Here is a 24,021-nt window from a genome sequence, read left to right on the forward strand (position 1 = left end):
ATGACCATTGTTCTGTCTTGCGCCTTTGCGCCTTTGCGTTGAAATCTCTCTCCGGATCCCGGGCCAGTCTCCTGTCGGGCGGAACGACGATGTACGAGTTCGCGCTGGCGCGCATGAGGCAGTCCGGGATGAAGGTCGCCACCGTCGCGACCGGCGGCGATCCGAGCCACGCGCCGGCGCGACGCGCCTACCGGAAGGCGGGGTTCGACGTCGAGATCCCCAGCGTGTGGATGTGCCGCAAGCTCTGATCGAGCCGTATCCCTTCCGCTGCACAAACGCCCTCACCCGCGACGTCCGCGCCCCTGAACGCGACCAACGCGATGCTCTGTCAACCCGGGGCAGGCCGCGCCGCGTCGGCTTGACATTCCCGGAGGAGAGCTTAACTCATCGCTTTCGGTACTTCTAACTTGCTTGGTGGCATCATCGCGCACACTGGCGCCTCAGGGCTGGTGCGGTGATCCGCCTGAAGGAGGCTGCTTTGAGCCTACGTGCTGCCGCTCTCACAATGTGCGCTGCCCTGGCAGCTGTTCTCACCGGCTGCGTTGGCGGTGCCGACACAGGCGCTGGCGATAGCTCCGTGACAGGCAGCGATCAGGTCAGCGACCAGCAGCCATCGTCGCTCGCGGCGTCGAGCTGCACGGTACGCCTCGCGCCGGCGAGCCTCACCGCCAGCGTCGCGCAGGCCGAGAATCCGGCAGGGAACGCCGCGGATGGCAGCCTGGCCACCCGCTGGTCGGGCCGCGGCAAGGGCGCCTACGTGACGGCAGACCTGGGCGCGACGCAGAGCATCTGCGGCATCTCTCTGGCCTGGCACAACGGGGGAGTCGATGGGCGCATCTACGACTATGCGCTCTCGACATCCAAGGACGGTAAAGAATTCTTGCCGCTCGTGTCGGGGAAGAGCCTGCCCAACACCGCGCTCCAGCCGATCGCGTTCCAGGCCGTCGACGCGCGGTACGTCCGTCTCACGGTCGACGGCAACAACCTGAACGACTACGCCAGCGTGACGGAGTTTCAGATCACCGCCAGCGCGGCGGCGGCCAGCGCCTTCGTGCATCCTGGCATCCTGGTCAGCAGGGGGCAGCTGGACTTCGTCAAGGCGAAGATCGGCAGCGGTCAAGAGCCCTGGAGCAAGGAGTACCAGACGGCGAGAGACTCGAACCCCGGAGATCGGGGCTACGTAGCCAGACCGGTGCCGGTCGTCAAGTGCTCCACGCCTTCGACGGCGGACGAAGCCATCGCGCAGGGCTACGAGCAAGCAGGCTGCGGCAGCATCATCGATGACTCGAACGCCGCCTACACGCAGGCGCTGCTCTGGTACTACAGCGGGGACGCTCAGTACGCCGAGAACGCAAGGAGGATCCTCGGCGCCTGGGCGCGTACGCTGACCGCCATCCTGTTCGATCAGCCCCGCTTTCCGAGCAACAACCATCAGGTCTACGCCAATGGTCAACTCACCGCGGGCTGGGCAGGCACCAAGTTCCTGCGGGCCGCGGAGATCTTGCGTTATACGTACAGCGGCTGGACGGCCGAAGACACGGCGTTGCAAGAGGGCCACTTCACGACCGTCTACTGGGACCTGGTGAAGGATGGCTGGACGGGCGGCGGAAACGTGACCGCCGTCATGAACGAGACGGCGCTCGACATCGCGATCTTCACGAACGATCTCGACAAGTACGAGTACGTCGTGGGCCAGCTGCAGCACTCGAGCAAGGCCATGATCTACATGCCGAGCGACGGCCCCCAGCCGCTCTATCCGATGTACCAGGGCCGGCCGCGCTCGACCAACGACGCGAAGGGCGAGCTCGCGAAGCTCTGGACCAGCCCGACGCGCTACATCGCTGGCCTGGAGCAGGAGACCTGCCGCGACCTCGGGCACATGCAGATGGGCATGGGCTCGCTCGCGAACATGGCAGAGACCCTCCGCATTCAAGGCGACGCTCGCAGCGCCTACCGCGACGACCCGCAGCATCACGAGAACCGTCTGCGGGAGGCGCTCGAGCTGAACGCCGATTACATGCTGCAATACCTCGACAACACGCGCAATCGAGTGAACCTGGCGGTGACGCCCACCGGCTGGGTGCCGGCGCGGAACTGGCCGTGCAACAGCTTCTCCAGGAACGCCGGCGGCTACTCGGCGGCCATGGGCTGGGAGATCGGGTACAACGAGTTCCACGGCCGGCGCGGTATCAGCATGCCGAAGACCGAGGAGCTCATCACGCGCGTCAGAGCGATGACGAGGACCGAGACGCGGGTCGGTAACCACATCGGCTGGGAGACGCTGACGCACGCGGGCGCGCCCTAGTCGATCCTCTCCCGCTCGGGCTGGCCGATGGCCAGCTCCGGCGGGAGAGCGTCCCGGCGCATCACGGCCCGGCAGGCCGTGGGCGCGCGTGGATGGACGCGCGGCTCAGGCGATCCCCAGCCGCCGGGAAGCGCGGAGGCCCACCTGGCGCGTCGCCTCGATCAGCGGCGCCATCCGCTGCATCGACCTCGCCGTCAGCTCTGGCCCGGCGAGCTCGGGGCTGCCCGTCCCGTAGGGCGGCTCCGGCGCATACTCCATCTCCAGCTCGCACTCCCTGGCGATCGCGTCCCCGTACAGGCGCCCGACCAGGCGCAGCGCGAGATCGAAGCCGCCGGAGACCGGCCCCGAGGTGAGCCGGTTGCGGTCTTCCACCACGTTCCCTCGGGTGGGGATCGCGCCGTAACAGGCGAGCTGGTCGTGCAGGTGAAAGTTCGTGGTGGCCCGGTAGCCCTTGAGCAGGCCCGCGGCGCCCAGCATCAGCGCGCCCGCGCAGACGCCGGACAACCACGCCGCGCGGCTGCCGGCCTCGGCGAGGAACGCGAGCGACTCTTCATCCTCCATGACGTGCGGGGGAATCGCCGGCACATGCAGGATGTCGAGCGCCTTCGGGCAGTCGCGGAAGGCGGTGGTGGCCCGCGTCGTGAAGCGCGGGGCGCCCGTGATCTCGTCCCTGTTCTTCCACACGAGGTGCAGATCCACGTTGGGCAGCACCCCGAACACCGTCTGCAGGCCGATGTTGTCGGGCAAGAAGAAGCCTGGGCAGACGAAGAGCGCCACCTGGAGCCTGCGCTCCATGGGAAGGCTCATCGGCAAGGTGAACGAGGCATCGTCGTGAACGCTCATGGTGGAGTCCTTTCCGGTCTCACGCGAGGACGCGCGGGGGCGCGCGCTGCGCGTGCGACGCTCGTCACCATGCACCCGGCGCGGGAAAGGAGAGGGACAAGGCACCTGCATTTCCTGCCCCGCGCCGGGCGCGCGGCGCGGCTGGCTCCACGCGCCGGCGGGTCCTCGCGGGACGAGCGCGGCGCCTCCGCTCAGCGCTCGATCGTGGAGTACGGGCAGCGCCGCTGGAGCTCGTCCAGATCGCAGGCCTGAGGCGGCTTGCAGTCGAACGACGGCGGGCAGCTCGGGTCCTGCTCGCAGCCGCAGCCGCACTCGTTGGAGACGGAGGTCAGGCCTCCGGTGCAGGCGAAGTCGATGACCGCGCACTCCTCCAGGCTCGTGCTCACGTACTGGCGCCACCACTCGAGCGACGGGTCGCAGCCGCAATAGCGCTCGGTGCACGCCACGTCCCCTCCAGGGCTGCAGGTGCACGTATTGCAGCCGTCGAGGGAGCGGAAGCTGTCGCCCTGCCGGTACGCCACACCGCCGTAGGTGCAGCCGTCCGGACAGCCCTCCTCCGTACACGCGACGCTGCCATCCTCGCCGCACGTGCAGGTGTTGCACCCGTCGGACGCGGGGAACGACTCACCGGGCGCGTAGTCGATCCCGTCGTGGGTGCAGCCGTCGGAGCACCATACCAAGGTGCAGAGGAGGCTCCCGTCTTCCTGGCACTCGCAGGTGTTGCAACCGGCGGGGAACTTCTCGCCCGGCGCGTGGGTGACCCCGTCGAACGTGCAGCCGGAGACGCACGACATATCGGTGCAGGCGACGCTCCCGTCCTCCGTGCAGGTGCAGCTATTGCACCCGTCATCGTCAGGAAACGTGTCGCCGGGCCTGTGGTCGACGCCGTCGTACTCGCAGGTCCTCTCGATGATGATCCCGCAACCCCCGAGCGCGCCAGAGAGGGCGAGCGCGAGCGCGACCGAGACCACGGGGCCGCGATGAGACCAGGAGGATCGGAGGGATGTCATTGGGTTCGCTCCTGTGCCAGAGAGTGCCAGGGCCGCGCGCGGGAGGATCCCGGCAACGACGCACGGATCGAGGCAAGGCAGCGATCAAGAAAATGCCGTGCCAGCGGCACCGACAAGGGCGCATCGTCGGGAGGGCGTCGCGCGGCGCGCGGGCCGGGGCCGTCGCCGGCCTCGCGCGCTGTCGTTCAGGGATGTCGATGAATCGAGGCTGCGCGGGAGCGGCGCAGCCGGGGGCGAGATCGCCCTATGGCCTCACGGGCAGGCGGCGACGCACTCGGCGAAGGCGTTGCACCCCTCGCTCGCGGTGCACGCGTCCTCGACCGTCTTGATGCATGCGTCCTCGTCCGCGAGCCCCTCGAGGCACTCCACGCACTCTGCGTTCCCCTGGATGGACAGGAGGTCGCCGGATCCATCGTCGCCGCAGACGTCGGTCGCCTCATCCGTCGTATCGCAGGTGCTGGCACACGTGGCGCCCTCCGCACAGCCGCAGGCGTCGAGGGTGAACTGGAGGAACTCCAGGCCTCCCTGCTGGTTGTCCTCGAAGCACTGATCGGTGCAGTCGAGGCCGCCGCCGCCCTCGCCGCCGCCGCCCTCGCCGCTGCCGCCCTCGCCGCTGCCGCCCGTGCCCGTCGTGACGCTCGAGCCCGACCCCGAGGAGGTGGTGGAGGTGGTGGAGCCGGACGCGCCGCCCCCGCCGCCCGCCCCGCCGTCACCGCCCGAGCCGCCGTCGTCCGAACACGCCGCCGCCGCGCACACCGTGACCAGAATCGCTGCGAAGCTGAGAATCTTCATCGACATTTCTCCTGACAATACCGGTACCGCTGCTCCGACCCGAACGAGGCGACGAACGCCGTCGCTCCTGCGGAGCGCCTTCTTCACGCGCTGGCACCTTGTCATGGCGCCGGGCGTCTACCTACACCAGAACTTTTCAGAATGGTATCTGCCGCGTGCGCGCCTGCATCTCTTGTCGTCGCCATCGGGCATCCGGTCATCCGCGGCCATCCGCGGCCATCAGCGCACCCGTGGTGAGCATCCACACAACACACCAGCAGGCTCCACCGGCAAGGTCTTTGTACAGCAAAGCTGAGCCTAGCATGTCGAAAAGCTGTGCCCCCGATTCGCTGCGTCGAGAACTTGCCAACCATGGCGGCCTGATCGGTGGCGTACTCCGGAGATGATGCCGCGGATGAGCTCGGAACGGGCTCCCTGAAGATGATGCCGCCTGGCCGGTTGCCGCCGCGGGGCACGACAGTTGTGCTCGGTCGCATGGAGCGAGAGGACCCGCGGGGCGAGCCTCGGCGCGTCGTTCGGTCGTCGTGCCAAGGATTCCCTTGTTGCGGTCATTTTCAGAGGAGAAATTGAACCGGGAGGCGGGGAGACGGGGAGGAAACCATTCAAATCCTCCCCGTCTCCCCGCCTCCCTGTGAATTCTTCTGAGAATTTGAGGGACGCCTCGGGTCGTCGCGAGCGCCCTCTTCGTTCCTGATGGGCAGCGACATTCAATCCCATCCAAATTGGCTCACGTGGAGAGAGCTCGTGTCAGAAGCATGGCTGCTTCTCAACGTCGCTCGGACGGCGTGGCGCGCCATGGTGCCATTCGCTGAAATTTTCCCAGATTGATAGAACTCGAAGTGGCTTGCGCCAGAGTTCCTCTGTCGATTAGGATCCATCGCGACAAGCGCGCGCCACGGTCGGCGACGCCAGCTCAAGAGGTACTCGGACATGCGTCGATTTCAGGATCGCGTCCTCGTGGTCGCGTCGATCTCGTTGGGACTGCTCGCGGCCACGCCGGTGCACGCGGCGTCCGTGGTGGCGGTGAACCGGGCGACGTGGGGGGCGAGCGGCGTCCCGGACTACGTCAACATGAACATCTACGTCCCGGACCGGCTGGCGGAGAAGCCTCCCATCGTGGTGGCCAGCCACTCGTGCAGCACGCCGGTGAGCTCGTTCTTCAACAGCATCTCGGGCATCCGCGCGGGGGCCGACCAGAACGGATTCATCATCATCCTTCCGGAGGCCACCGGCCGGAACTGCTGGGACGTGGGCACAACGAAGTCCCTGACCCACGACGGCGGCGGCGACACGCAGGCCATCGCCCAGATGGTCAAGTACACGCTCACGAAGTACAACGGCGACCCGGAGCGCGTCTACGCGGTGGGCGGCTCATCCGGCGCGATGATGACGCAAGCCCTGCTGGCGGTGTACCCCGACATCTTCAGGGCTGGCGCGGCGAGGGCGGGGGTGCCGGCCGGGTGCTGGGCGGACGGCTTCGACGCGAGCAATCAGTGGAGCGGCAACTGCGCGGGGGGCAGGACGAGCAAGACGGCGCAGGAATGGGGAGACCAGGTCCGCGCGATGTACCCTGGCTATACGGGACACCGCCCGCGCCTCCAGATCTTCCACGGCACCGCGGATGCGACCATCAATTACAAGAACCAGGCAGAGGCGATCAAGGAATGGACGAACGTCCTCGGTCTGAGCGAGACCCCGACGTCGACCGACAGCACGACCGCCGCCAACGGGACCCGCTATGAGCGCCAGTTCTGGAAGAACGAGTGTGGCCACACGGTGTTCGAGGCCTGGTCAGGGAGAGACGGCGCGCACTCCATGCCGTACGAGAGCGATGCCATCCTCGCGTTCTTGGGTCTCGACGAGGCCGGTGGTGCCGATCCAGAGACCGACTGTTCGGAGCCTGGCGGCAGCGGCGGCGCGGGCGGCTCGGGCGGCTCGGGCGGCGGCGCCGGGGGTGATCAGAGCGCCGGCAGCGCCGGACCTGCTGCGGGAAGCGGCGGCGCAGCGGGCGACAGCGGGAGCGCCAGCGGCGGCGCGACGGGCGGCGCGACGGGCGGCGCGACGGGCGGCAGCACCCCAGGCGGCACGGGCGGCAGCGCCGACCCCGGCGCGGGCCCAGCTCCGGCGTCTGACTCCGGCGGATGCGCCCATGTCCCCGTCGCCCATGCGACGCCGAGGAGCTCGATCGCTGCGGCCGTCGCCATGGGCCTCGCGCTGCTGACGACCCGCCGCCGGCGCCGGGACGCCGGGCGCTGAAGCGCTGTCTCGTCGGCGGGATCAGGTGACAACCCACCTCGGTGGGGCGCGCGGCGTCCCACGACGCCGACGCGTCAACGCGCGGGCGTCGGCTCGCGCGTCCTCGAGAGCTGATGCGTGAGGTGGCTGCGCACCGTGGGCCACTCCGACGCGATGATGCTGTACACGCACGTGTCGCGCAGCGTGCCGTCGGACGCGCGAACGTGGTTGCGCAGGACGCCATCGAGCTTCGCGCCCAGGCGCTCGATGGCGCGCCGGCTCTGCTGGTTGAAGAAATGCGTCCGGAGCTCCACCGCGATGCACTCCAGCGTCTCGAACGCGTGCTGCAACAGCAGCAGCTTGCACTCGGTGTTGAGCGCGGTGCGCTGTACGCTCTTGCGGTACCACGTCGAGCCGATCTCCACGCGCCGATTGCGTGCGTCGATGTTCATGTACGTGGTCATGCCGGCCGCGCGTCCGCTTCGCGCGTCGACGACGACGAAGGGCAGCATCGAGCCCGAGCGCTGGAGGGACAGCCGACGCTCGATCTCGTCGCGCATTCCTTCAGGCCGAGGGATGGAGGTGTACCAAAGACTCCACAGCTCACCATCGCGCACGGCATCGACGAGCTCATCATGGTGAGCGTGCGCCAGCGGCTCGAGCGCAGCGTGGCTCCCGCGCAGGCTGACGGGTTCTGGCCAGGACATGGAACTCCCTTCTTTGATGGGGCGAGTATATTTTATCTGGGGGGCTGCTTGTCAAATGGCCCGCGGAGCGCGCGAGCGTCGCCGTGATCGCCCGGCGACGCCCGGAGCTCCCGCGGGCAGCTCGCCACGTCCTCATGAACGGTCGACTTTCCGGGTCCAGCGCGGCCGAGCGACGGGACAACACGCCCGACGAAATTCGCGGGCAGCGTCCGGCACAGACGCTCATCGCCGGCAACCTCGCGCGAGCACGCTGAAAGGAAGCCGCGCCTACCTCGGCTCCTTGTGTCAGACTGCATCCGACATGTGGGTGGAGGGGGTCCAATGAAACCACGTATGGCCGTCCTGGGTGCGTCGCTGTCCGTCGTCCTGGTCTGTATTCCGTGCGCGGTCTCGGTCGCGTCTCCGTGCGCGACGTCCGACGATCACGGCTCCGCGCTGGCCAGGGAGCAGAGGGATTCGAAGGCGGGCGCGGTGGACGATATCGAGCGGATCATCGCTGTCGAAGAGCTCCCTGCGTCCGTCGGCGCGGCGCTCATGCGCCTCGGGAAAGGGGTCAAGATCCTGCAGGTGGAGGAGAACATCGACGCTGGCGTCGCGACGTACGAGATCGATCTGCGCCTGGCCGACACCTATGTCGAGGTGGAGCTCGACGACCAGGGCAACGTGCTCGCCCGCGAGATCGAGGCCTGGGTCGTGCCCCTGTCCTGGGTCGCGGAGCCCGCGCGCCGGGCGATCGAGGGCGAGGCAGCCGGCGCGGCGATCCTGGAGGTACGCATGGAGATCGAGGAGGATCTCGGGGAGGTCGTCTACGAGGCCGACATCCGGAACACCGCGCGGACCTACGCCTTGAGGATCGACGCGCGCGGCACGCTGATCGAGCGGGACATCACGATGGACATGCTCCCGCCGGGGGCTTACCGGGCGCTCGTCCGCGCAGCCCAGGGCGGCTCGATCGTGGAGCTGGACGAGGAGCTGCACGACGGGCAGCTCTCCTACGAGGCGAACATCGTGATCGGCGGCGTGGAGTTCGAGCTCTCGGTCGACGCCGACGGCAACGTCGTCGAGCTCAACACTCCCTAGGACACCCACGATGAGGCAGCCCTGAGAAAACGAACCACAGAGGCACAGAGGGCACAGAGGGCACAGAGGAACAACAAAAAAACCTCTGTGCCCTCTGTGCCTCTGTGGTTCGAATCTCTTCATTCCTGCGTGTTTCAAGCCGGGCGCTTGGCCGGAAATGCAGGTACGTCGTCTTGCCGGACAGGTGCGCGACGGGTACCGTCTTCGCGTGAACCGGCCCCGATCGTCGATGATCGCTCCCCGCGCCACGCCGAGCGCGAGCCGCCGCGCGGCGACGCGCAGGGTCGTGCTCGTGGGCTATGACGGCGCGGGCGCCATCGACGTGGTGGCGCCCGTCGACGTATTCGCCCTGGCCTCGGAGGTGGCCAGGGCGCAGCGCCCCGGAGCTCCCCCGGCCTATGCCGTCGAGATCGCCTCCGTATCGGGCGGCGTGATCCGGACGGCCTCCGGGACGCAGATCGTCGCCTCCAGGGCGCTCGCGGACCTCGCCCTGGGCGTCGACACGGTGCTTGTCGCGGGGGGCGAGACCCGTGAAGCGACCCGTGACGCCCGGCTGCTCGGCTGGCTGCGCGCGATGACGCCGAAGGTCCGGCGCATGGGCGCTGTCTGCACCGGCGCCTTCATCCTCGCCGCCGCCGGGCTGCTCACGGGGCACCGAGCGGCCACGCACTGGCGCACGGCGGCCGCGCTCGCGTGCGCGTATCCCGGCGTCGATGTCGACGCCGACGCGATCTTCGTGCGGTCCGGGAAGATCTACACGTCTGCGGGCATCACCGCGAGCATCGATCTCGCGCTCTCGCTCGTGGAAGAGGATCTCGGGTACGACGTGGCGCTCAAGGTGGCGAGAGACCTCGTTGTGTTCCTCAAGCGCCCGGGCGGACAGTCCCAGTTCAGCCGCCCGCTCCTCGCGCAGACCGTCGCCGCGGGGCCGCTGCAGGACGTGATCGACTGGGCCCTCCGGCACCTCGACGCCGATCTGCGCGTCGAGGCGCTGGCCGCGAAGGCCGGGATGAGCCCCCGCAACTTCGCGCGGACGTTCACCCGGGCCATGCAGATGACCCCCGCGAAATTCGTCGAGGCGGCGAGGCTGGAGCAGGCGCGCTCCTGCCTCGAGGGGGGCCGGGCGTCCATGAAGCAGCTCGCGCGCGACTGCGGCTTCGGCACCGACGAGCGAATGCGGCGCGCGTTCCAGCGCACGCTGCACGTCACGCCGGAGGACTATCGGCGGCGCTTCGGTCGAACGCCGGCCTCGTGAGGGCGCCGCCGGTCCGCCCTGCGCCGTGTCTATTGTGACGGACGAATTATCCGTTGTAGTGAAAATGCCATGGCCTCCTCGTTGGTGCGGGCGACGTCGGTCCGTGCTGCGACCGACCGACGACCTCGATCGAATGATGCCTCGGCGCCGGCAGCTCAGCTCCCGAGCTCTTCGACCATGAGATCGATGAAGCGCCTGACGCGGGGTTCCAGGAGACGTCGGGTCGGGTAGATCGTCACGATCTTCACGTCCTCTGCCTCGACGTCGGGCAGCACCTGCTGGAGGCGTCCGGCGGCCAGGTCCTTGGCGACGAGAAAGTCCGGGAGAAACGCGACGCCGAGCCCTGCGACGGCGGCGTCCCGGATGGCCTCTCCGCTATCGAGCCGCAGGCGGCCCGGGCCCTGCGCCTTGACCCACGCTCCATCGTCGCCGACGAAGCGCCAGCTCTGCCGTCGATTGCGGCTGCTGAAGATCAAGCAGTCGTGGCCCGCGAGATCATCGAGGCTCCGCGGCTCTCCACGCGCGGCGATGTAGGACGGCGCGGCGCAGAGCACGGCCCTGTACCTGGCGACCAATCGCGACACCAGCCGCGTGTCCGGGGGCGCTTCTCCGATCCGCACCGCCAGATCGAAGCCCTCCTCGACGATATCGGCCAGGCGGTCGGTGAAGCTCACCTCCACCTGGATGTCGGGCCAGGCCTCGAGATACTTCCGCAGCAGCGGCAGAACCACGAGCCGCCCGAAGGCATCGGGGACCGTGAGCCGCAGGAGCCCCCGCGGCGTGCCGGAGCGCCCCGCCACGCTCGCCTCCGCGTCGTCGACCGCCGCGAGGATCTGCAAACCTCGATCGTAGAACACCCGACCTTCATCGGTGAGGCTCAGCGCCCTCGTCGTGCGGTTCAGGAGGCGGACGCCCAGCCTGTCCTCCAGGCGATTCACGGCCTTGCCCGCCGCCGACCTGGTCAGGCCCATCGCCTGCCCCCCGGCGACGAAGCTCCCTTCATCGACGACGGCCATGAAGACGAGGATCTCGTTCAGGTTCGCGCGCAGCATGGTGCAGCTCCACCTGCTCCGGCGCCCGGCCGAGCAGGGCGCCTGGAGGGCTCAGAAAGTCCTTCGCGTCTGTGGTGACATCCGTTCGCCAATCGGCTCGCTACAGTCCTCGACGCCTCGCCCATGTCGCGGCGGGGAACCACAGGCGGTAAGGAAACTAACATGACACAGAAGGCCACCACCTACAACCACGGCGTTCCATGGGAAGAGGGCTTCGGCGTCACCCAGGGTTACAGCGTCAACGGCACCATCTACATCTCGGGGCAATTCTCCCACGACATGCAGGGCGCGTTCGTCGGTGAGGGCGACTTCGAGGCACAGGCCAGGAAGACGCTGGAGAACCTCGATCGGGTGCTGGCGGGATTCAACGTCACGAGGGCCCACATCGCCGAGATGGTGATTTATCTCACGAACCCGAGCGAGCATTTCGAGCGATGCGTCGCTCTGTTCAAGGAGTATGTGGGGCAACATCGTCCGGCGGGCACCCTCATCGGCGTTTCGGGTCTGGCGTTCCCACATCAGCTGATCGAGATCCGCGCCGTCGCGCACGCGAGCTGACCTCGCCACGTCCGGCGGCGGCCGATCCGCGCTGTCGCTCCCGCATGGGACTTCCATTCTCCTCGATTCCTGTGTCATCATGCAAGATGCCAGCGGCGCTGGCTTCCGGAACGCCGTCGGCGAGGTTCTCTGGTTGCGATCAACGTGTGACCTGACCGCGAAAGGTGTTCCCATGAATCAAGGATCGTCGTTAGGGCGTCTGTCCAGGAGCCGCATCGGGCGCTCGCTGTCTGTCCTCCTCTGCGCGCCCGTGGTGGCGCTCATGCTGGTCGGTTGCGGCGGTACGGAGCCCACCTCGTCCTCCGAGGCTGACGGATCCGCGCCCGGCGAAGACACCGAGTTGAGCTGGGAGGAGTTCCAGGCGAACGTCTACCGCGACCCGGCGCGGGGGGTCTACCTCATCGGCAGCGACGAGCGGGGGCTCAACGACGCGGAGCTGCGAGTCGTCTACGAGCGCTACCTCCAGACCGGAACGCTCGTCGTGAACCGCTCGGGCGGCGCCGAGTGACGGCGGCTCGCAGCCCCTCGGAAAGCCGGGGCCCAGGCTCGGGCCGGTAGTCGAGCCCGCCCCGGCTGCACTTCCCGGCAGGCGGGCTGTCCGGCCATGGCGGCGGCGTCGAGGCCCACCGGCCCGGTGGGCTCAGCAGCACCAGTCCCCGTTGCGCATTCGAGCAAGTCCTGGCGCACTCGCGCAGCCGCCTGTCGGCGGCGCGACGCCGGATCCGCCGAGCGAGCCCGGCCGTCTCGCCGTGTCTTGCCCCTCTTCGCCCTCGCGCAGCTGGATCTGCCGGCGACTCATGCCTGGGACTCACCCCCGGCGCGCAGCGTGCATGGTCGCCGAGCATCACCCGGAAAGCAGCAGTCAGCATGCTCGGGTGAGGGGGAAGGAATGAATATGAGCCAGTTGAGATTGATTGGCGCTCTGATGGCCACTGCGACGGTCGCTGTCGCTCCGCTCGCTCGTGCGGCGAGCACGACGCCGATTCAGGACCTCACGCTCGTCGAGGAGACGAGTGCATCCAGCTCGGCGGACGCGAGCGCAAGCTGGTCCAGCTATCACGGGTATCACGGCCATCACGGCCATCACGGGCATCACGGCCACCACGGCCACCACGGCCACCACGGGCATCACGGCCACCACGGGCATCACGGCCACCATGGCTACCACGGCTACTGGGGTTTCAGCGCCGACGCTTCTACGCCGGCAGGGCTCCCGACTCCTGTCGTGAGCCTGACGGCGGGTCAGCGCTGATGGCCTGACGGTTCATGGTGCCGCTGGCAGGTCGAGCGCACCTCGGCCCCAGCGGCGCCGTGCCGGCAGCAAGGGTCGTCTGCCTGGGAGAGGTGCCGGCGTCGCGGGCACCCTGGGGGGAAGCTGGATGAACGGGACAGCCATGGGCCGAAGACGCGCCATCCTTCTGCTCGCCGCCGCGGCGGCGCACCTCGTGGTGGTCTGTCTGGGCGCTCTGCAGGTGCACATCGGAGACGGGGGCTGGGCGCGCCGGGCGGTGAAGTATTACGGCCTGCTCTCCGGAGCCGACAGCGGGTACTCCTTCTTCGCGCCGGGGGTCGGAACGTCGCTCTCGGCGAGCTTTCAGTTGAACCACGCAAACGGGGAGACCGTCACCGATGTGCTGGAGACGGGGGTGAGCCGTGAAGCAGATATCCGGGTCAGGAACATCATCGGGATGTTCCGGCTGGAGGAGGATGAGGCGGTGAGGCGGTCGCTCGTGGCTTCCTGGGCCGGCAAGGTGCTCGCCAGGCATCCAGACGCCGACAGCGTCGTCGTCCAGCTCGATACGCTCGATCTCCCCTCCATGGCGGAGCACCGCGAGGGGAAGGTCGCAGGATGGGAGCTGAATTATCGAGCGAAGTTCGTGCATCACGCGAGGCTCATGCGCGCGCAGCAGAGCGACGGGAGGGGGCCGTGAACGCGCGGCCTATGGCTGCGCCCCGGGCCGCGAACGAGCGTGGCCTTGCGCGGGCGTGGGCGGCCGTCGAGCGCTTCGCCTTCGCTCCTGCGTCCGCGGCGCCGCTCGCCGCGCTCCGGATCGGGATCGCCTCGGTTCTCCTCGTCCAGGCGGGGATGGTCGCTCCTGCGCTGTTCGAGCTCTATGGGCGGTCGGGGATCCTGCAGGGACCGCTCCTCGACGCGCTCGGGAGACCGGGGCCGGTCCGGCTCAGCTGGCTGATAGACCGCCTCGCCCCGCTCGGGATCGGAGAGGCGCCCGTCCTCGTCGCCGTGGGCGCCTTGTACGTGCTCGCCCTCGTCGCGCTGCTCGTGGGATGGCACACGAGGCTGGCCGCGGCAGGCGCCTGGCTCTCCCACCTGATGCTGATGATGACGGCGGACAGCACGAACTACGGCGTAGACCAGTTCGCCAACATCTTCCTGTTTTACCTGATGTGGATGCCGGCGGGCGCGGCGCTGTCGCTCGATCGGCGGCTCGGCCGCGCGCCCGCCGGGCCCACGAGCGCGGCGCGGCTCTCCCTGCGCGTGGTGCAGATACACCTCTGCGTCGTCTACCTCATGAGCGGGCTGGGAAAGGCGCTCGGCGAGCAATGGTGGAACGGCGACGCCATCTGGCGGACGCTCAACATGCCCGATTATCGCCAATACGACTTCACCTGGCTGGCCCACACTCCATGGCTCGCGGTGGGCGCAGGCTGGACGGTGCTGCTCATCGAATGCGGCTACCCTCTCATGATCTGGCCGCGGCGCACGCGGCGGATCTGGGTGGCGGCCACCGTGGCGCTCCACGCTGGCATAGCGGTCTTCATGGGGCTCGTCGTCTTCGGAGCCATCATGGCTGTCCTTACCCTCGCTGCATTCGCGGTGCGGGCAGATCCTCCCGGCGCCGTGCGCGCCGAGGCGGACGCGCTTCGCGGCAAGGACGCGAAGCCTGCCCCGCGTCATTCGCATGGACTGCCCGCGGGGGTCCTGCGAGCCCGCCCGCGGGACCGGCATGCCTATGGCAAGACTTGCCGCGCTGGCAAAGTTTGCCAGCGCTGAGGGGCCGGGGCGCGGCAAACATTGCCCTGGGCGCCGCACGCCCGCGCCCTGGCCAGGCATCGACGGGGCCGTGTCGCGCCACGACCTGCGGCGACGATCATCGAGCCCCGTCCGCGTCGAGCCGTGGCACGGCGAGTGCTGGATCCGCGATTCGTCGTTCTTGAAGGATCGAGGTCATCGCGTGAACGGGGGCTCGGACGCTGCCTGAGACGAGGGCTCGCCGCGCGTCCGTGTCGCGCACGACAGAGGCATGGTGAAATCATGAGTAGACGTTCCTTGGTGTGTCTTGCGATAGGAGTGCCTTCCAGCATCATCCTGGCCGGCGTGGCCGGCTGCGTCCTCGACGACGCGAACAACGCACCGCTTGTCGGAGACCTGACCGCGCAAGCGCAGTCGGCGCTATCGAGCGAACAGGTCACCGTGGTCTCGCGCAGGGACGACTCTGCAGCTCCGGTGCACGTCCAGATCAAGGAGTGCACGACGGTCGCGTCGTCCGACGTCCACGTGGGCGTCGAGTGCGTGGTCGACCCGGAGTACGCGCTGGTCGGCGGCGGTGCCACGACGGACAGCAGCACCGGCAGCGCCGCGTTCTTGCGTGAGAGCCGCCCGGTCGACGCCCGGACATGGCGCGCCTCGTCGAGCGCGCGCGCAGCGCCCAATCCGCACCACTTGACGGTGTACGCCATCGGAGTCCGCCTGGACGGCGTGAGGACCAAGGATCTCCAGGACTCGATCCAGCGGAAGTCCGTTCAGCTCCCCACGGACGTCGCCGCGGCTCAGGGCGACGACGGCTGGGTGACGATCGGCGGCGGCGCCGAGACCGCTCCGGATGCGTCGGTGACCGGCGGCGCCGCGCGCTACCTGACCGCCAGCCACCCGGCGGGCCTCCACGAGTGGACGGCCGCTTCGACCGACTACGCCATCCCCGCCGCGGGCACGACGTCCGCCTGGATCCTCCAGATCAAGGACCAGGTCATCGAAGGCTTCGGCGGCCTCGAGATCAAGACCATCCAGGGGAGCCCCGGAGACGCGGCCCATGGATACGGCACCAGCTCCCTGCAGATCGAGCCGGGATGGGCGCTCATCGGGATGGGCGCGTCGATCGAGTACGCGGACGACCAGCGAAGCCGAACGCTCGTCTCCATCCAGCCAGGCGAGGACGGCCGCAGCGTGTCCGTCACCTCGCGCGACCAGTTCGTCGCGAGCGCGGGCTCGACGACGGCGTACGCGGTCGTCGCGCGCAAGAAGGCTGGGACCCATGGACTCTGCAACCCGGGGACCGCGCTCGACAGCTCGGTGGACAGCTGCGTCAGCGCCGTGTGTGAGCTACGAGGCTCGTGCTGCACGACCGAATGGGACGACACATGCGTCGACCTCGTGGAGCCCGTGTGCGGCCGCTCCTGCGCCGAGCACACCTGCGAGCCCACCGTCTATGAACCGGAGAAATGGACGTATAGCGACGGGACCGCGGTCCAGTCCAACTGCTACTACTACGCGCAGAACAAGTATCCGGAGAGCGGGGTCGGTCAAGACCCGGGTTACACGATGGGTCTTCGGCCGACCAGAGAGCAGGCTTACTGGTTCGAGCAATATGCCGCGGGCGACGGGCTCATCCCGTCCTCGCTGACAGAGCCGTGCCCCGACAACCGGACCAAGATCTACATGTACGCCAATCCCTTCTCGTACCACGTCTATCGCCAGGACGGGGATGGGACGTGGAGCGACAAGTTCGGGTTCAACGGACTGGCAGTGCCCACCCCGGACATCGGAGATCGCCCGCAGCACCTGGCGGACCAGAGGAACCCGGTAGAAGCATACATGTGCGCCTGCAACCAGCGCCTCCCCGATCAGCTGCCACCGAGGCAATAGAGCGCCGAACACAGCGGACGACCGCGAGGGCAAGCGCTTCGCGCTGTTGAGGACCTCCTCGCCCAGCGCGATCAAGGCCTGGTGCGCATCATCTATTCCACCAAGGGCGACCCCCGCTACACCTGCCAGGCGCTGGCGGCGCTCGGCGAAGCTCGTACACTGGCGCTTCGCTATGACGGCCAACGACGAGCTCGTGGTGATCGTGCGCGATCTGGACGTGGTGGTGGAACGCGCCGGCGGGCTGTTCCTCGGCCGGCGCGACACCCTCCCGGCGTTCGCCGATTCGCCCGTGTTCCTCGGCAGGTTCGACGATCGCGGCTGGTACGCGGCGCGCGCTCGACCCGACGTCGCGCTTCCGGCCGAGCTCGCGTTCGCGTCGGTCCGCTCCCTGTTCTCCGAGCTGCCCGAGCCCACGCTGCACATCGTGGGGTGCGCGCTCGCCGGCGTCGAGTTCGCCGAGACGCACCGCTACTGCGGGCGCTGCGGGGCAACCACCGAGCCGGGCGTCTTGGTTCCGGACGGCCGCGAGCCCAGCGCCGGTGAGCAGACGCGGCGCTGCCCGAGCTGTGGGCTCCGCGTGCACCCGCGGATCGCGCCCGCCGTCATCGTGCTGGTGGAGCGCGAGGACCGCGTGCTCCTGGCGCGCAGCGCGCGCTTCCCGCCGGGGCGTTTCAGCGCGGTGGCCGGCTTCGTGGAGATCGGCGAGTCGCTCGAACAGGCGGCCGCGCGCGAGGTCCGCGAGGAGGTCGGCGTTCAGATCCGCGATCTGAAGTATTTCGACAGCCAGCCGTGGCCGTTCGGTCGCTCGTTGATGATCGGCTTCTCGGCCACCTACGACGGCGGCACGCTCACGCCGGACGGCCACGAGATCGTCGAAGCCGACTGGTTCTCGCGCGACCAGCTCCCCGACCTCCCACCCAGGGTCAGCATCGCGCGGCGCTTGATCGACGCCTTCGTCCAGCGCTCCACGCCACGATCGTGAGCAGGAGCATCGACGTGGGATGCAGCGAATCGGGGGACGCCTGGAGGCGCGCCGCTTCGGCGCTCTCTAGTTCGCGGCTGGCTCGCTGGCGTAGGGGTTGAACTCGTTCGTGTAAACGCGGTTCAGGGCGATCTCGCCCGGCTTGAGCTCGCCGCTCTTGACCATCCAGTCGATCCAGATCTGAAAGTCGCGCTCCGCGATCAAGCCGCCCTTGCCGGCGACGCCGTAGCTGCGCCAGAACTTGATGGCCGCGTCCTCCTCGTTCCGGCCGCGCTTCTTCATCAGCGCGATGCAGCGCTCCACCACCGTCTCGCGCGGGGTGCTCCGGGCCCACTCGATCGCCTTCGCGGTCGCCTCGACGAAGCGCCGGGCGGTCTTCGGGTTCTCATTGATGAAGCTGGTCTTCATCACGTAGCTGCCGGCGGTGAACTTGCCGTAGAGCTCGTAGTCCGAGAACAGCGGACGGATGCCGCCGCGCTCGAGCGCGCGATCGCGGTAGATATCGCCGAGCGACGCCACGTCGACCTGCTTCTCGCGGAGCAGCTGCTCGCCGTTCACGGGTGGAACGACGAGCAGCGTGACGCGCCGGGTCTCCTCCGGCGTGATCTGGCTCCGCGACAGGAACTCCTTGACCATGAACTCGCTGTGGGCGCCGAGCGTGTTCATGGAGATCGACCTGTCCAGCAGATCGCGCGCGGCGCGCAGCGGGCTGTCGTTCAGCACGTAGAAGCCGCTCTGGCGCTGCTCGTCGACACCGTAATAGCCCACGACGGCGACGATGGGCGCCTTGGCCGCGATCAGCTTGATGACCGCGCCGTTGAAGGCGCCGCCAAAGTCGGTATCCCCGGTGACCACGGCCTGCACGCTCTGCGGGCCGCTCACCGTGCTGCCGACGAAATTCAGGCGGATCGGCGCGAGGTAGCCGAGGTCTTCCGCGAGCTCGATCGGCGACACCGTGCCGTTGTTGCCCTGATAGCGGAGCTCGAGCGTCTCGAACTCGCTCTCCGGTCCGGCGCTGGAGCCACGCGACGTGTCGGCGCGCGAGCAGCCGGCCGCGCCGCACAAGACCAGCAGGGCGAACAGGAAGACAGCGGGCCACGCGGCGCGGAGCAGGCTGGGCCGGACGGGAGGCGAGGGAGCCATGTCCGTTATAGTGGACAGCCGTCCGTTAAAATGCAAGGTTACCAGACAAGATGCCTTCCAGTGCTCCGCCCGCCTCGTTTCGCGTGGCCGTGCTCGACGACTATCAGCGCGTGGCGCGCTCGCTCGCGGCGTGGGACACGCTGGGCCCTGGCGTCGAGGTCGAGTTCTTTCACGATCACGTCGCCGACGCGCGAGCGCTCGTGCAACGGCTGGCGCCGTTCGATGCCGTCGTGGCGATGCGCGAGCGGACGCCTTTCCCGCGCGCGGTGCTCGCCGAGCTGCCCAGGCTGCGCTTGCTGGTCACCACGGGCGCGCGCAATGCCGCCATCGACGTGGCCGCGGCGCGCGAGCTCGGCGTGGTCGTGTCCGGCACCGGGGGTCTGCCCTATCCCACGGCCGAGCTCACCTGGGGGCTGCTGCTCGCGCTGGCGCGGAACATCCCGCGCGAAGATCGCGCGGTGCGCGCCGGCGAATGGCAGACGAGCCTGGGACTCGGCCTGTCCGGCAAGACGCTCGGGCTGCTCGGCCTTGGCCGCCTCGGCGCGCAGGTCGCCCGCGTCGCGCTCGCGTTCGGCATGCGCGTGACCGCGTACAGCCAGAACCTCACGCCCGAGCGCGCCGCCGAGCACGGCGCGACGCTCCTCCCGCTCGACGAGCTCCTGGCGGGCGCCGACGTGGTCAGCATCCACCTCGTGCTCTCCGAGAGGACGCGCGGGCTGCTCGGCGCGCGCGAGCTCAACCTGCTCAAGCCCGGCGCGCTGCTCGTGAACACCTCACGCGGCCCGATCGTCGACGAGCGCGCGCTGATCGAGGCGCTCACGAGCGGCCGGCTCGCGGGCGCGGCGCTCGACGTCTTCGACACCGAGCCGCTGCCCGCGGAGCACCCCTTGCGCCGCCTGCCCAACACCGTGCTCACCCCGCACCTCGGCTACGTCACCGAAGAGACGTACCGCATCTTCTACCGCGAGGCGCTCGAGGACATCGCCGCGTTCCGCGCCGACCAGCCGGTGCGCGTGCTGTGAGCCGCTCAGCGCCGCTCGCGTAGCGCGCGGAGGCAGACCTCGATGCCGGCGCGGAGGTTGCCGTGCGTGGTGACGCCGGAGAGGTCGACCCCGAGGCCGCACATGGACTGGGCGACGGCGGGCCCGATGCCGGTGAGGACGCCGCTCGCGCCGAGCAGGCGGATCGCGCGGACGATGCGGACGAGGTGGTCGGCCGTCGCGGCGTCGACGCTCTCGATGCCGGTGACGTCGATGATGGCGAAGCGAGCGCCCGTGCGCACGACCTCGTCGAGGAGCTTGCTGGTGACGTCGGTCGCGCGCGCGTCGTCGAGCGCGCCGATGAAGGGCACGGCGAGCACGCCCTCGGCGACCTGGAGGATGGGCGTGGACAGGGCGCGGATGAGCGCCTGCTGGCGCTGGATGACCGCGAGCTGATCGGCGATGGCCTCCTTCTGCCGCTCGAGCTCGGCGATGGTGGCGGCCATGTCCTCCTCGTGCTCCCGCTGCGCCGTGATGTCCGTGCCGATGGCGAGGATGTGCGCCGTGCCGTCCTGCTCGACGAGGGGCACCTTGATGATGGACATCCACCGCACCTCGCCGTCCGGGCGCGCGACGGGTTGAACCCTCGAGACCCGCTGCATGCGCGCGAGCACCTCCCGGTCCATCTCGCCGATGGTGGAGAGCTCGGCGTGGGAGGGCGGCATATCGGCGAGGGTCTTGCCCACCGCACCCTCCGGCGTGGTGTTGTACAGCTCGGCGTAGCCCTTGCTGACGAGCTTCATCTTGCCGTCCCGGTCCTTGACCGTGACGATGATCGGGATGGTGTCGAGCACGAGGCGGATGAACTGCCGCTCGCGCTCGAGGGCGAGCTCTACCTCCTTGAGCTCGGTGGTGTCGATCCGCAGGCCGACGAAGCTGCCGTCGGCGAGGCGGCAGCTCTTGAGGGTGATCCAGCGGTCCCCGAACCGCCGCATGTAGACATCCCCGGAGCGGCGATGGTCCGCGATTCGACCGGCGACCCACTCCTCCTCGCTGAGGCCGCTGTGGAGGTGGATCCCGTTCCGGCAGCCCTCGCGGACGACGTCTTCGAACGTATTGCCTATCTGGATGGCGGCGGCGCATTCGGGGTAGAGCGATCGGTACGCTGTGTTGAAGAAGCAGAGCCGCTCCTCGGCGTCGTAGATGACGAAGCCGACGTCGAGCGCCTCGAGGGCCGCGTGCAGGCGCGCTCCTTGATCGCGCGCCGCCTGCTCGGCCCGGCGCCGCTCGGTCACGTCGCGCAGCGCGAGGAGCACGGCGGCGCACGCGCCCGCAGGATCGACGAGCGGGCTGAGGTGCCCCTCCGCGAGGACGACGCGCTCGTCCGCGAGGTGCAGCGCGAAGTCGGGCGGCAGGGCGCGCGGGGCGCGATCGCGGAGCACCTGCTCGAGGAGCGCGCCGAGGGGCAGTTCGGGCCGCAGGGCCTCATCGATGCTCCTTCCGCGCGCCGTCGCCCCGGGACTGGAGAAGAGGCGCTCGGCGGCGGGGTTCAGCGCCAGGATCCGGCCGCTGTCATCGAGCAAGAGCAGCGGGTCGACGCAGGAGGTGAAGGCGAGCGAGTAGAGATCGACAGGAGCGTCGCTGGGCATCGGGGAGGAGCGTAGAGCAAGAGCCCCTCAGGGTGTCGGCCTCGGTGACGACATCACGCATCGACAGGCAGCGCAGCTGCTGGCCGAGATCGGCACAGGCTCGACCCCTTGAACCGCCAGACGATGACCGTCGCCGACACGGCGCCACCTCGACGACTGGCTCGCTCCTGCACCGACGCTTCCGCTCCGTCGGAAAGCTGCGCGCCCCGCGCGGTCGTCGGCCCGTCCTTGACACGTCCTCGCGCGCGGTTTAAACGTTCGTTTGAAACGGTTGATTGAACGGAGTTCGCCGGAGAGACGCGGCTCCTGGGTCGGCCGTGAAGCGAGGAGGTGTGGGATGACGTGGTGCAAGGCCGTGCGCGGAGCGCGGAGCGCGGCGGTGCTCGCGCTCGGGGTCGTGGGGGGGATGGGGTGTGGGGGCGATGGGGAAGCGCCTTCGCCGTCGGGATCGAAGGTGACGTGGTATCGGGACATCCAGCCGCTCGTGGAGCGCTCGTGCGCGTCGTGCCACGACGGCGCGGGCGTCGGCCGGGTGGCGCTGACGGACGCGGCGACGGCGCAGCGGCTGGCCGCGCTCATGGCCCTTCGGGTGAGCGCGGGGGACATGCCGCCTCCGGTGCTCGACCCGACCTGCCGCAGCTACGAGGGCGCGGAGCGGATGAGCCTCACCGTCGACGAGCGATCTCGCTTCGAGGCATGGGCGCGCGACGGCGCGCCGCTCGGCGATCCGGCCGACGCGCCCCCGCCGCAGCGCGCGACGGACACCATCGAGGTCCCCGACGCCACGCTCGAAATGCCCGAGGCGCACGACGTGACGCTCGACGACGACGGCAACGAGTATTTCTGCGCGATCATCGACAACCCCTTCACGGAGCCGGCCTGGATCACGGCGTTCGAGGCGGTGGTCGGCGATCCCGCGGTGGTGCACCACATGGCCGTGTATCGGGATCTCGCGGGCGACGCGGGCATCGGATACGGCGTGCCGCCGGGGACGCGCGCTTTTCCGTGCCGCGATCCGGTCATCGAGCTCGACTGGCAGCTCCTCCACAGCTGGGCGCCCGGCGTCGGGGTGACGCGGCTCCCGGAGGGCGCCGGGGTCCGCGTCGAGCCTGGCGAGCAGCTCGTCCTGCAGATGCATTATTTCGGGCGCGGGGGCACGAGCAGCCGCGATCGATCGGGGTATCGACTGCAGCTCTCGCGCGAGCCGCCCCGCGCCGAGGTCTACATGGATGTGTTCGGCCCGGTGCCCTTCACCATCCCCGCCGGCGCCGAGGGCCACACCGAGCGGAGCAGCACGCCGAACGACGGCCCGCCGCAGCTCGTCTACGGCCTGTTGCCGCACATGCACCTGCTCGGCCGCTCCTACCGGGCGTGGGTCGAGCGCGACGGCGGCGAGGAGGAGTGCGCGGCGCGCGGAGAGTTCGAGTTCCACCACCAGGCGCTGTACATGTTCGACGAGCCGCTGCGCTGGGGGACGGGAGATCGCTTCGTCGCCGAGTGCACCTGGGACAACGCGGCCGAGAGTGAGGGGCAGTTCCAGCTCCCGCCGCAGGACGTGCCCTGGGGAGAGGGGACGAATCAGGAGATGTGCTTCATGGTCGCGTATCTATCGAAGGAGTGAGCGCCGGGCGCCGCGCGGACGGCGCCCCCGCGACCGCCCCCCTCACCCCGGAGCTCGGGCTGGCGACGCGCGCCCGGCTCGCGGCCGAGGCGCGCCCGCGCCGCGCTCGACCCCTCGAGCCTGCGCATGGCCCATGGCCCTCTCGCCCTCGCCCAGGCGTCGCCTGACGCACTCAGTACAGCTCCACCTTGACAGGTGAACAGTACTGCGCAAAAGTTGGACCGGCTAGGCCTGCGCTCGCGCCCCTTCGAAGAGAGGAGATGACAATGCCCATCATCGGACGACAGTGCACACGCGACGGCAGGACGGTCTGCCTCCGGATGAGTCAGGCCGGTTTGCCGGTCAATCACGACGGCCCCGGGCTCACGCTGGTTTACGGGTGGTCGAGCGAGGAGCGCCGCGCGCAAGGCCTCCCGGCTTCGATCCAGGGCATCGAGTTCCGCACTGACTCGGGCAAGCTCCTCCCTTTCGACTTCTGCCCGTTCTGCGGCGGGGGGCTCGCGGCGAGCGCGACGAGCGTCCGAGCGACGGTGGCGCGCCGCGCTGCGCCGGAAGCCGCCCGCACCGCGCCGGAAGCCGCCCGAGTCGCGCCGGAAGCCGCCCGCGCCGAGGTGCCGCCGGCGGAGGCCGAGCGCGCCCAGCGGAAGGTGCGTTCGATCGAGGTCGTGCCGCCTCGCCCTGCGAGCGCGCCGGCGCGCGAGCAACCGGCGACGGACTCGATGTCGCTGAAGGTGCTTCGCGAGAAGCTCGGGCTCTCGCAGGCCGAGCTCGGCGGAAAGCTCGGCCTCGCGCGCAGCTCGGTCGCCAACTACGAGAACGGACGGTCACCGCTCTCTGAACGGCTCCGCAAGTGGATCGCGAAGCACGAAGCGAAGCTCGCCGAAGGGGGTAACGGCGCAGCCCGCCGCAGGAGCGCGGCCGCGTAGA

Annotated in this window: 23 protein-coding genes; 16 read left to right on the forward strand and 7 right to left on the reverse strand. The window is 69.2% G+C overall.

What is annotated here, in order from left to right:
• Positions 1-89 precede the first annotated feature (89 nt).
• Both WME96_RS44290 and WME96_RS44295 read left to right on the forward strand, forming a co-directional pair.
• Entirely contained in the window at positions 90-248 is a 159-nt protein-coding gene (locus WME96_RS44290; protein ID WP_437287565.1) for a hypothetical protein, read from the forward strand.
• Between the two features lie 206 nt (positions 249-454).
• Positions 455-2,305: a discoidin domain-containing protein gene (locus WME96_RS44295; RefSeq protein WP_437287566.1), complete on the forward strand. Its 1,851-nt coding sequence runs from the start codon at positions 455-457 to the stop codon at positions 2,303-2,305.
• A 105-nt stretch (positions 2,306-2,410) separates the two neighbouring features.
• On the opposite strand, the gene WME96_RS44300 is transcribed toward WME96_RS44295, so the two are convergent.
• The gene (locus WME96_RS44300) at positions 2,411-3,148 is read right to left on the reverse strand and encodes a DJ-1/PfpI family protein (RefSeq protein WP_437287567.1); all 738 of its coding nucleotides are present in this window, start codon (positions 3,146-3,148) and stop codon (positions 2,411-2,413) included.
• A 191-nt stretch (positions 3,149-3,339) separates the two neighbouring features.
• The gene (locus WME96_RS44305) at positions 3,340-3,828 is read right to left on the reverse strand and encodes a hypothetical protein (RefSeq protein WP_437287568.1); all 489 of its coding nucleotides are present in this window, start codon (positions 3,826-3,828) and stop codon (positions 3,340-3,342) included.
• Positions 3,829-3,868: 40 nt separating this feature from the next.
• Between WME96_RS44305 and WME96_RS44310 the strand changes: the two genes are divergently transcribed.
• Positions 3,869-4,132, forward strand: a complete 264-nt coding sequence (locus WME96_RS44310; protein ID WP_437287569.1) for a hypothetical protein — start codon at positions 3,869-3,871, stop codon at positions 4,130-4,132.
• A 278-nt stretch (positions 4,133-4,410) separates the two neighbouring features.
• Here WME96_RS44310 and WME96_RS44315 read toward each other — a convergent pair whose 3' ends face one another.
• Positions 4,411-4,950: a hypothetical protein gene (locus WME96_RS44315; protein WP_437287570.1), complete on the reverse strand. Its 540-nt coding sequence runs from the start codon at positions 4,948-4,950 to the stop codon at positions 4,411-4,413.
• Between the two features lie 930 nt (positions 4,951-5,880).
• Between WME96_RS44315 and WME96_RS44320 the strand changes: the two genes are divergently transcribed.
• Complete coding sequence (locus WME96_RS44320) at positions 5,881-7,206, forward strand: extracellular catalytic domain type 1 short-chain-length polyhydroxyalkanoate depolymerase (RefSeq protein ID WP_437287571.1); 1,326 nt, start codon at positions 5,881-5,883, stop codon at positions 7,204-7,206.
• A 74-nt stretch (positions 7,207-7,280) separates the two neighbouring features.
• Here WME96_RS44320 and WME96_RS44325 read toward each other — a convergent pair whose 3' ends face one another.
• Positions 7,281-7,892, reverse strand: a complete 612-nt coding sequence (locus tag WME96_RS44325) for a GNAT family N-acetyltransferase (protein ID WP_437287572.1) — start codon at positions 7,890-7,892, stop codon at positions 7,281-7,283.
• Positions 7,893-8,225: 333 nt separating this feature from the next.
• Here WME96_RS44325 and WME96_RS44330 point away from each other — a divergent pair, with 333 nt between their 5' ends.
• Together WME96_RS44330 and WME96_RS44335 are read left to right on the forward strand one after the other, a co-directional pair.
• On the forward strand, positions 8,226-8,972 hold the full coding sequence (locus tag WME96_RS44330) for a PepSY domain-containing protein (protein ID WP_437287573.1): 747 nt from the start codon (positions 8,226-8,228) through the stop codon (positions 8,970-8,972).
• Between the two features lie 229 nt (positions 8,973-9,201).
• Positions 9,202-10,227, forward strand: a complete 1,026-nt coding sequence (locus WME96_RS44335) for a GlxA family transcriptional regulator (RefSeq protein WP_437292424.1) — start codon at positions 9,202-9,204, stop codon at positions 10,225-10,227.
• Between the two features lie 155 nt (positions 10,228-10,382).
• Here the strand turns inward: WME96_RS44335 and WME96_RS44340 are convergent, their stop codons facing one another.
• Entirely contained in the window at positions 10,383-11,279 is an 897-nt protein-coding gene (locus tag WME96_RS44340; RefSeq protein WP_437287574.1) for a LysR family transcriptional regulator, read from the reverse strand.
• A 162-nt stretch (positions 11,280-11,441) separates the two neighbouring features.
• Here WME96_RS44340 and WME96_RS44345 point away from each other — a divergent pair, with 162 nt between their 5' ends.
• The 7 genes from WME96_RS44345 (at position 11,442) to nudC (ending at position 17,701) form a co-directional block, all read left to right on the forward strand.
• Entirely contained in the window at positions 11,442-11,837 is a 396-nt protein-coding gene (locus tag WME96_RS44345; RefSeq protein ID WP_437287575.1) for a RidA family protein, read from the forward strand.
• Between the two features lie 262 nt (positions 11,838-12,099).
• Positions 12,100-12,345, forward strand: a complete 246-nt coding sequence (locus WME96_RS44350) for a hypothetical protein (protein ID WP_437287576.1) — start codon at positions 12,100-12,102, stop codon at positions 12,343-12,345.
• A 381-nt stretch (positions 12,346-12,726) separates the two neighbouring features.
• Positions 12,727-13,089 carry a hypothetical protein gene (locus WME96_RS44355; protein ID WP_437287577.1) on the forward strand — a complete coding sequence of 121 codons (363 nt, stop codon included), beginning with the start codon at positions 12,727-12,729 and terminating at the stop codon, positions 13,087-13,089.
• 142 nt (positions 13,090-13,231) lie between these two features.
• The gene (locus tag WME96_RS44360; protein ID WP_437287578.1) at positions 13,232-13,768 is read left to right on the forward strand and encodes a hypothetical protein; all 537 of its coding nucleotides are present in this window, start codon (positions 13,232-13,234) and stop codon (positions 13,766-13,768) included.
• A gap of 11 nt (positions 13,769-13,779) precedes the next feature.
• Positions 13,780-14,850, forward strand: a complete 1,071-nt coding sequence (locus WME96_RS44365) for an HTTM domain-containing protein (protein WP_437287579.1) — start codon at positions 13,780-13,782, stop codon at positions 14,848-14,850.
• Between the two features lie 297 nt (positions 14,851-15,147).
• Positions 15,148-16,719: a hypothetical protein gene (locus tag WME96_RS44370; protein WP_437287580.1), complete on the forward strand. Its 1,572-nt coding sequence runs from the start codon at positions 15,148-15,150 to the stop codon at positions 16,717-16,719.
• A 172-nt stretch (positions 16,720-16,891) separates the two neighbouring features.
• Positions 16,892-17,701, forward strand: coding sequence for an NAD(+) diphosphatase (nudC, locus tag WME96_RS44375; protein ID WP_437287581.1), 810 nt, complete (start codon positions 16,892-16,894; stop codon positions 17,699-17,701).
• A gap of 66 nt (positions 17,702-17,767) precedes the next feature.
• On the opposite strand, the gene WME96_RS44380 is transcribed toward nudC, so the two are convergent.
• Positions 17,768-18,844: an ABC transporter substrate-binding protein gene (locus WME96_RS44380; protein WP_437287582.1), complete on the reverse strand. Its 1,077-nt coding sequence runs from the start codon at positions 18,842-18,844 to the stop codon at positions 17,768-17,770.
• Between the two features lie 50 nt (positions 18,845-18,894).
• Between WME96_RS44380 and WME96_RS44385 the strand changes: the two genes are divergently transcribed.
• Positions 18,895-19,866: a D-2-hydroxyacid dehydrogenase family protein gene (locus tag WME96_RS44385; RefSeq protein ID WP_437287583.1), complete on the forward strand. Its 972-nt coding sequence runs from the start codon at positions 18,895-18,897 to the stop codon at positions 19,864-19,866.
• Between the two features lie 5 nt (positions 19,867-19,871).
• Here WME96_RS44385 and WME96_RS44390 read toward each other — a convergent pair whose 3' ends face one another.
• Complete coding sequence (locus tag WME96_RS44390) at positions 19,872-21,473, reverse strand: PAS domain-containing protein (protein ID WP_437287584.1); 1,602 nt, start codon at positions 21,471-21,473, stop codon at positions 19,872-19,874.
• A gap of 337 nt (positions 21,474-21,810) precedes the next feature.
• Between WME96_RS44390 and WME96_RS44395 the strand changes: the two genes are divergently transcribed.
• Positions 21,811-23,094, forward strand: a complete 1,284-nt coding sequence (locus WME96_RS44395) for a hypothetical protein (protein ID WP_437287585.1) — start codon at positions 21,811-21,813, stop codon at positions 23,092-23,094.
• A 266-nt stretch (positions 23,095-23,360) separates the two neighbouring features.
• A complete protein-coding gene (locus WME96_RS44400; protein ID WP_437287586.1) occupies positions 23,361-24,020 on the forward strand; it encodes a helix-turn-helix domain-containing protein in 660 nt (219 codons plus the stop codon).
• The last annotated feature ends 1 nt before the right edge of the window (position 24,021 follow it).

The sequence above is a fragment of the Sorangium sp. So ce406 genome (assembly GCF_051474675.1).
In the GTDB taxonomy this organism is placed as follows: domain Bacteria; phylum Myxococcota_A; class Polyangia; order Polyangiales; family Polyangiaceae; genus Sorangium; species Sorangium cellulosum_G.

What these genes read in the sequence shown, in the direction of transcription:
- WME96_RS44290 (WP_437287565.1), top strand. Translation starts at nt 90, where the DNA reads ATGTACGAGTTCGCGCTGGCGCGCATGAGGCAGTCCGGGATGAAGGTC.
- WME96_RS44300 (WP_437287567.1), bottom strand. Translation starts at nt 3,148, where the DNA reads ATGAGCGTTCACGACGATGCCTCGTTCACCTTGCCGATGAGCCTTCCC.
- WME96_RS44315 (WP_437287570.1), bottom strand. Translation starts at nt 4,950, where the DNA reads ATGAAGATTCTCAGCTTCGCAGCGATTCTGGTCACGGTGTGCGCGGCG.
- WME96_RS44320 (WP_437287571.1), top strand. Translation starts at nt 5,881, where the DNA reads ATGCGTCGATTTCAGGATCGCGTCCTCGTGGTCGCGTCGATCTCGTTG.
- WME96_RS44325 (WP_437287572.1), bottom strand. Translation starts at nt 7,892, where the DNA reads ATGTCCTGGCCAGAACCCGTCAGCCTGCGCGGGAGCCACGCTGCGCTC.
- WME96_RS44330 (WP_437287573.1), top strand. Translation starts at nt 8,226, where the DNA reads ATGGCCGTCCTGGGTGCGTCGCTGTCCGTCGTCCTGGTCTGTATTCCG.
- WME96_RS44335 (WP_437292424.1), top strand. Translation starts at nt 9,202, where the DNA reads ATGATCGCTCCCCGCGCCACGCCGAGCGCGAGCCGCCGCGCGGCGACG.
- WME96_RS44340 (WP_437287574.1), bottom strand. Translation starts at nt 11,279, where the DNA reads ATGCTGCGCGCGAACCTGAACGAGATCCTCGTCTTCATGGCCGTCGTC.
- WME96_RS44345 (WP_437287575.1), top strand. Translation starts at nt 11,442, where the DNA reads ATGACACAGAAGGCCACCACCTACAACCACGGCGTTCCATGGGAAGAG.
- WME96_RS44350 (WP_437287576.1), top strand. Translation starts at nt 12,100, where the DNA reads ATGCTGGTCGGTTGCGGCGGTACGGAGCCCACCTCGTCCTCCGAGGCT.
- WME96_RS44355 (WP_437287577.1), top strand. Translation starts at nt 12,727, where the DNA reads ATGAATATGAGCCAGTTGAGATTGATTGGCGCTCTGATGGCCACTGCG.
- WME96_RS44360 (WP_437287578.1), top strand. Translation starts at nt 13,232, where the DNA reads ATGGGCCGAAGACGCGCCATCCTTCTGCTCGCCGCCGCGGCGGCGCAC.
- WME96_RS44365 (WP_437287579.1), top strand. Translation starts at nt 13,780, where the DNA reads ATGGCTGCGCCCCGGGCCGCGAACGAGCGTGGCCTTGCGCGGGCGTGG.
- nudC (WP_437287581.1), top strand. Translation starts at nt 16,892, where the DNA reads ATGACGGCCAACGACGAGCTCGTGGTGATCGTGCGCGATCTGGACGTG.
- WME96_RS44380 (WP_437287582.1), bottom strand. Translation starts at nt 18,844, where the DNA reads ATGGCTCCCTCGCCTCCCGTCCGGCCCAGCCTGCTCCGCGCCGCGTGG.
- WME96_RS44385 (WP_437287583.1), top strand. Translation starts at nt 18,895, where the DNA reads ATGCCTTCCAGTGCTCCGCCCGCCTCGTTTCGCGTGGCCGTGCTCGAC.
- WME96_RS44390 (WP_437287584.1), bottom strand. Translation starts at nt 21,473, where the DNA reads ATGCCCAGCGACGCTCCTGTCGATCTCTACTCGCTCGCCTTCACCTCC.
- WME96_RS44395 (WP_437287585.1), top strand. Translation starts at nt 21,811, where the DNA reads ATGACGTGGTGCAAGGCCGTGCGCGGAGCGCGGAGCGCGGCGGTGCTC.
- WME96_RS44400 (WP_437287586.1), top strand. Translation starts at nt 23,361, where the DNA reads ATGCCCATCATCGGACGACAGTGCACACGCGACGGCAGGACGGTCTGC.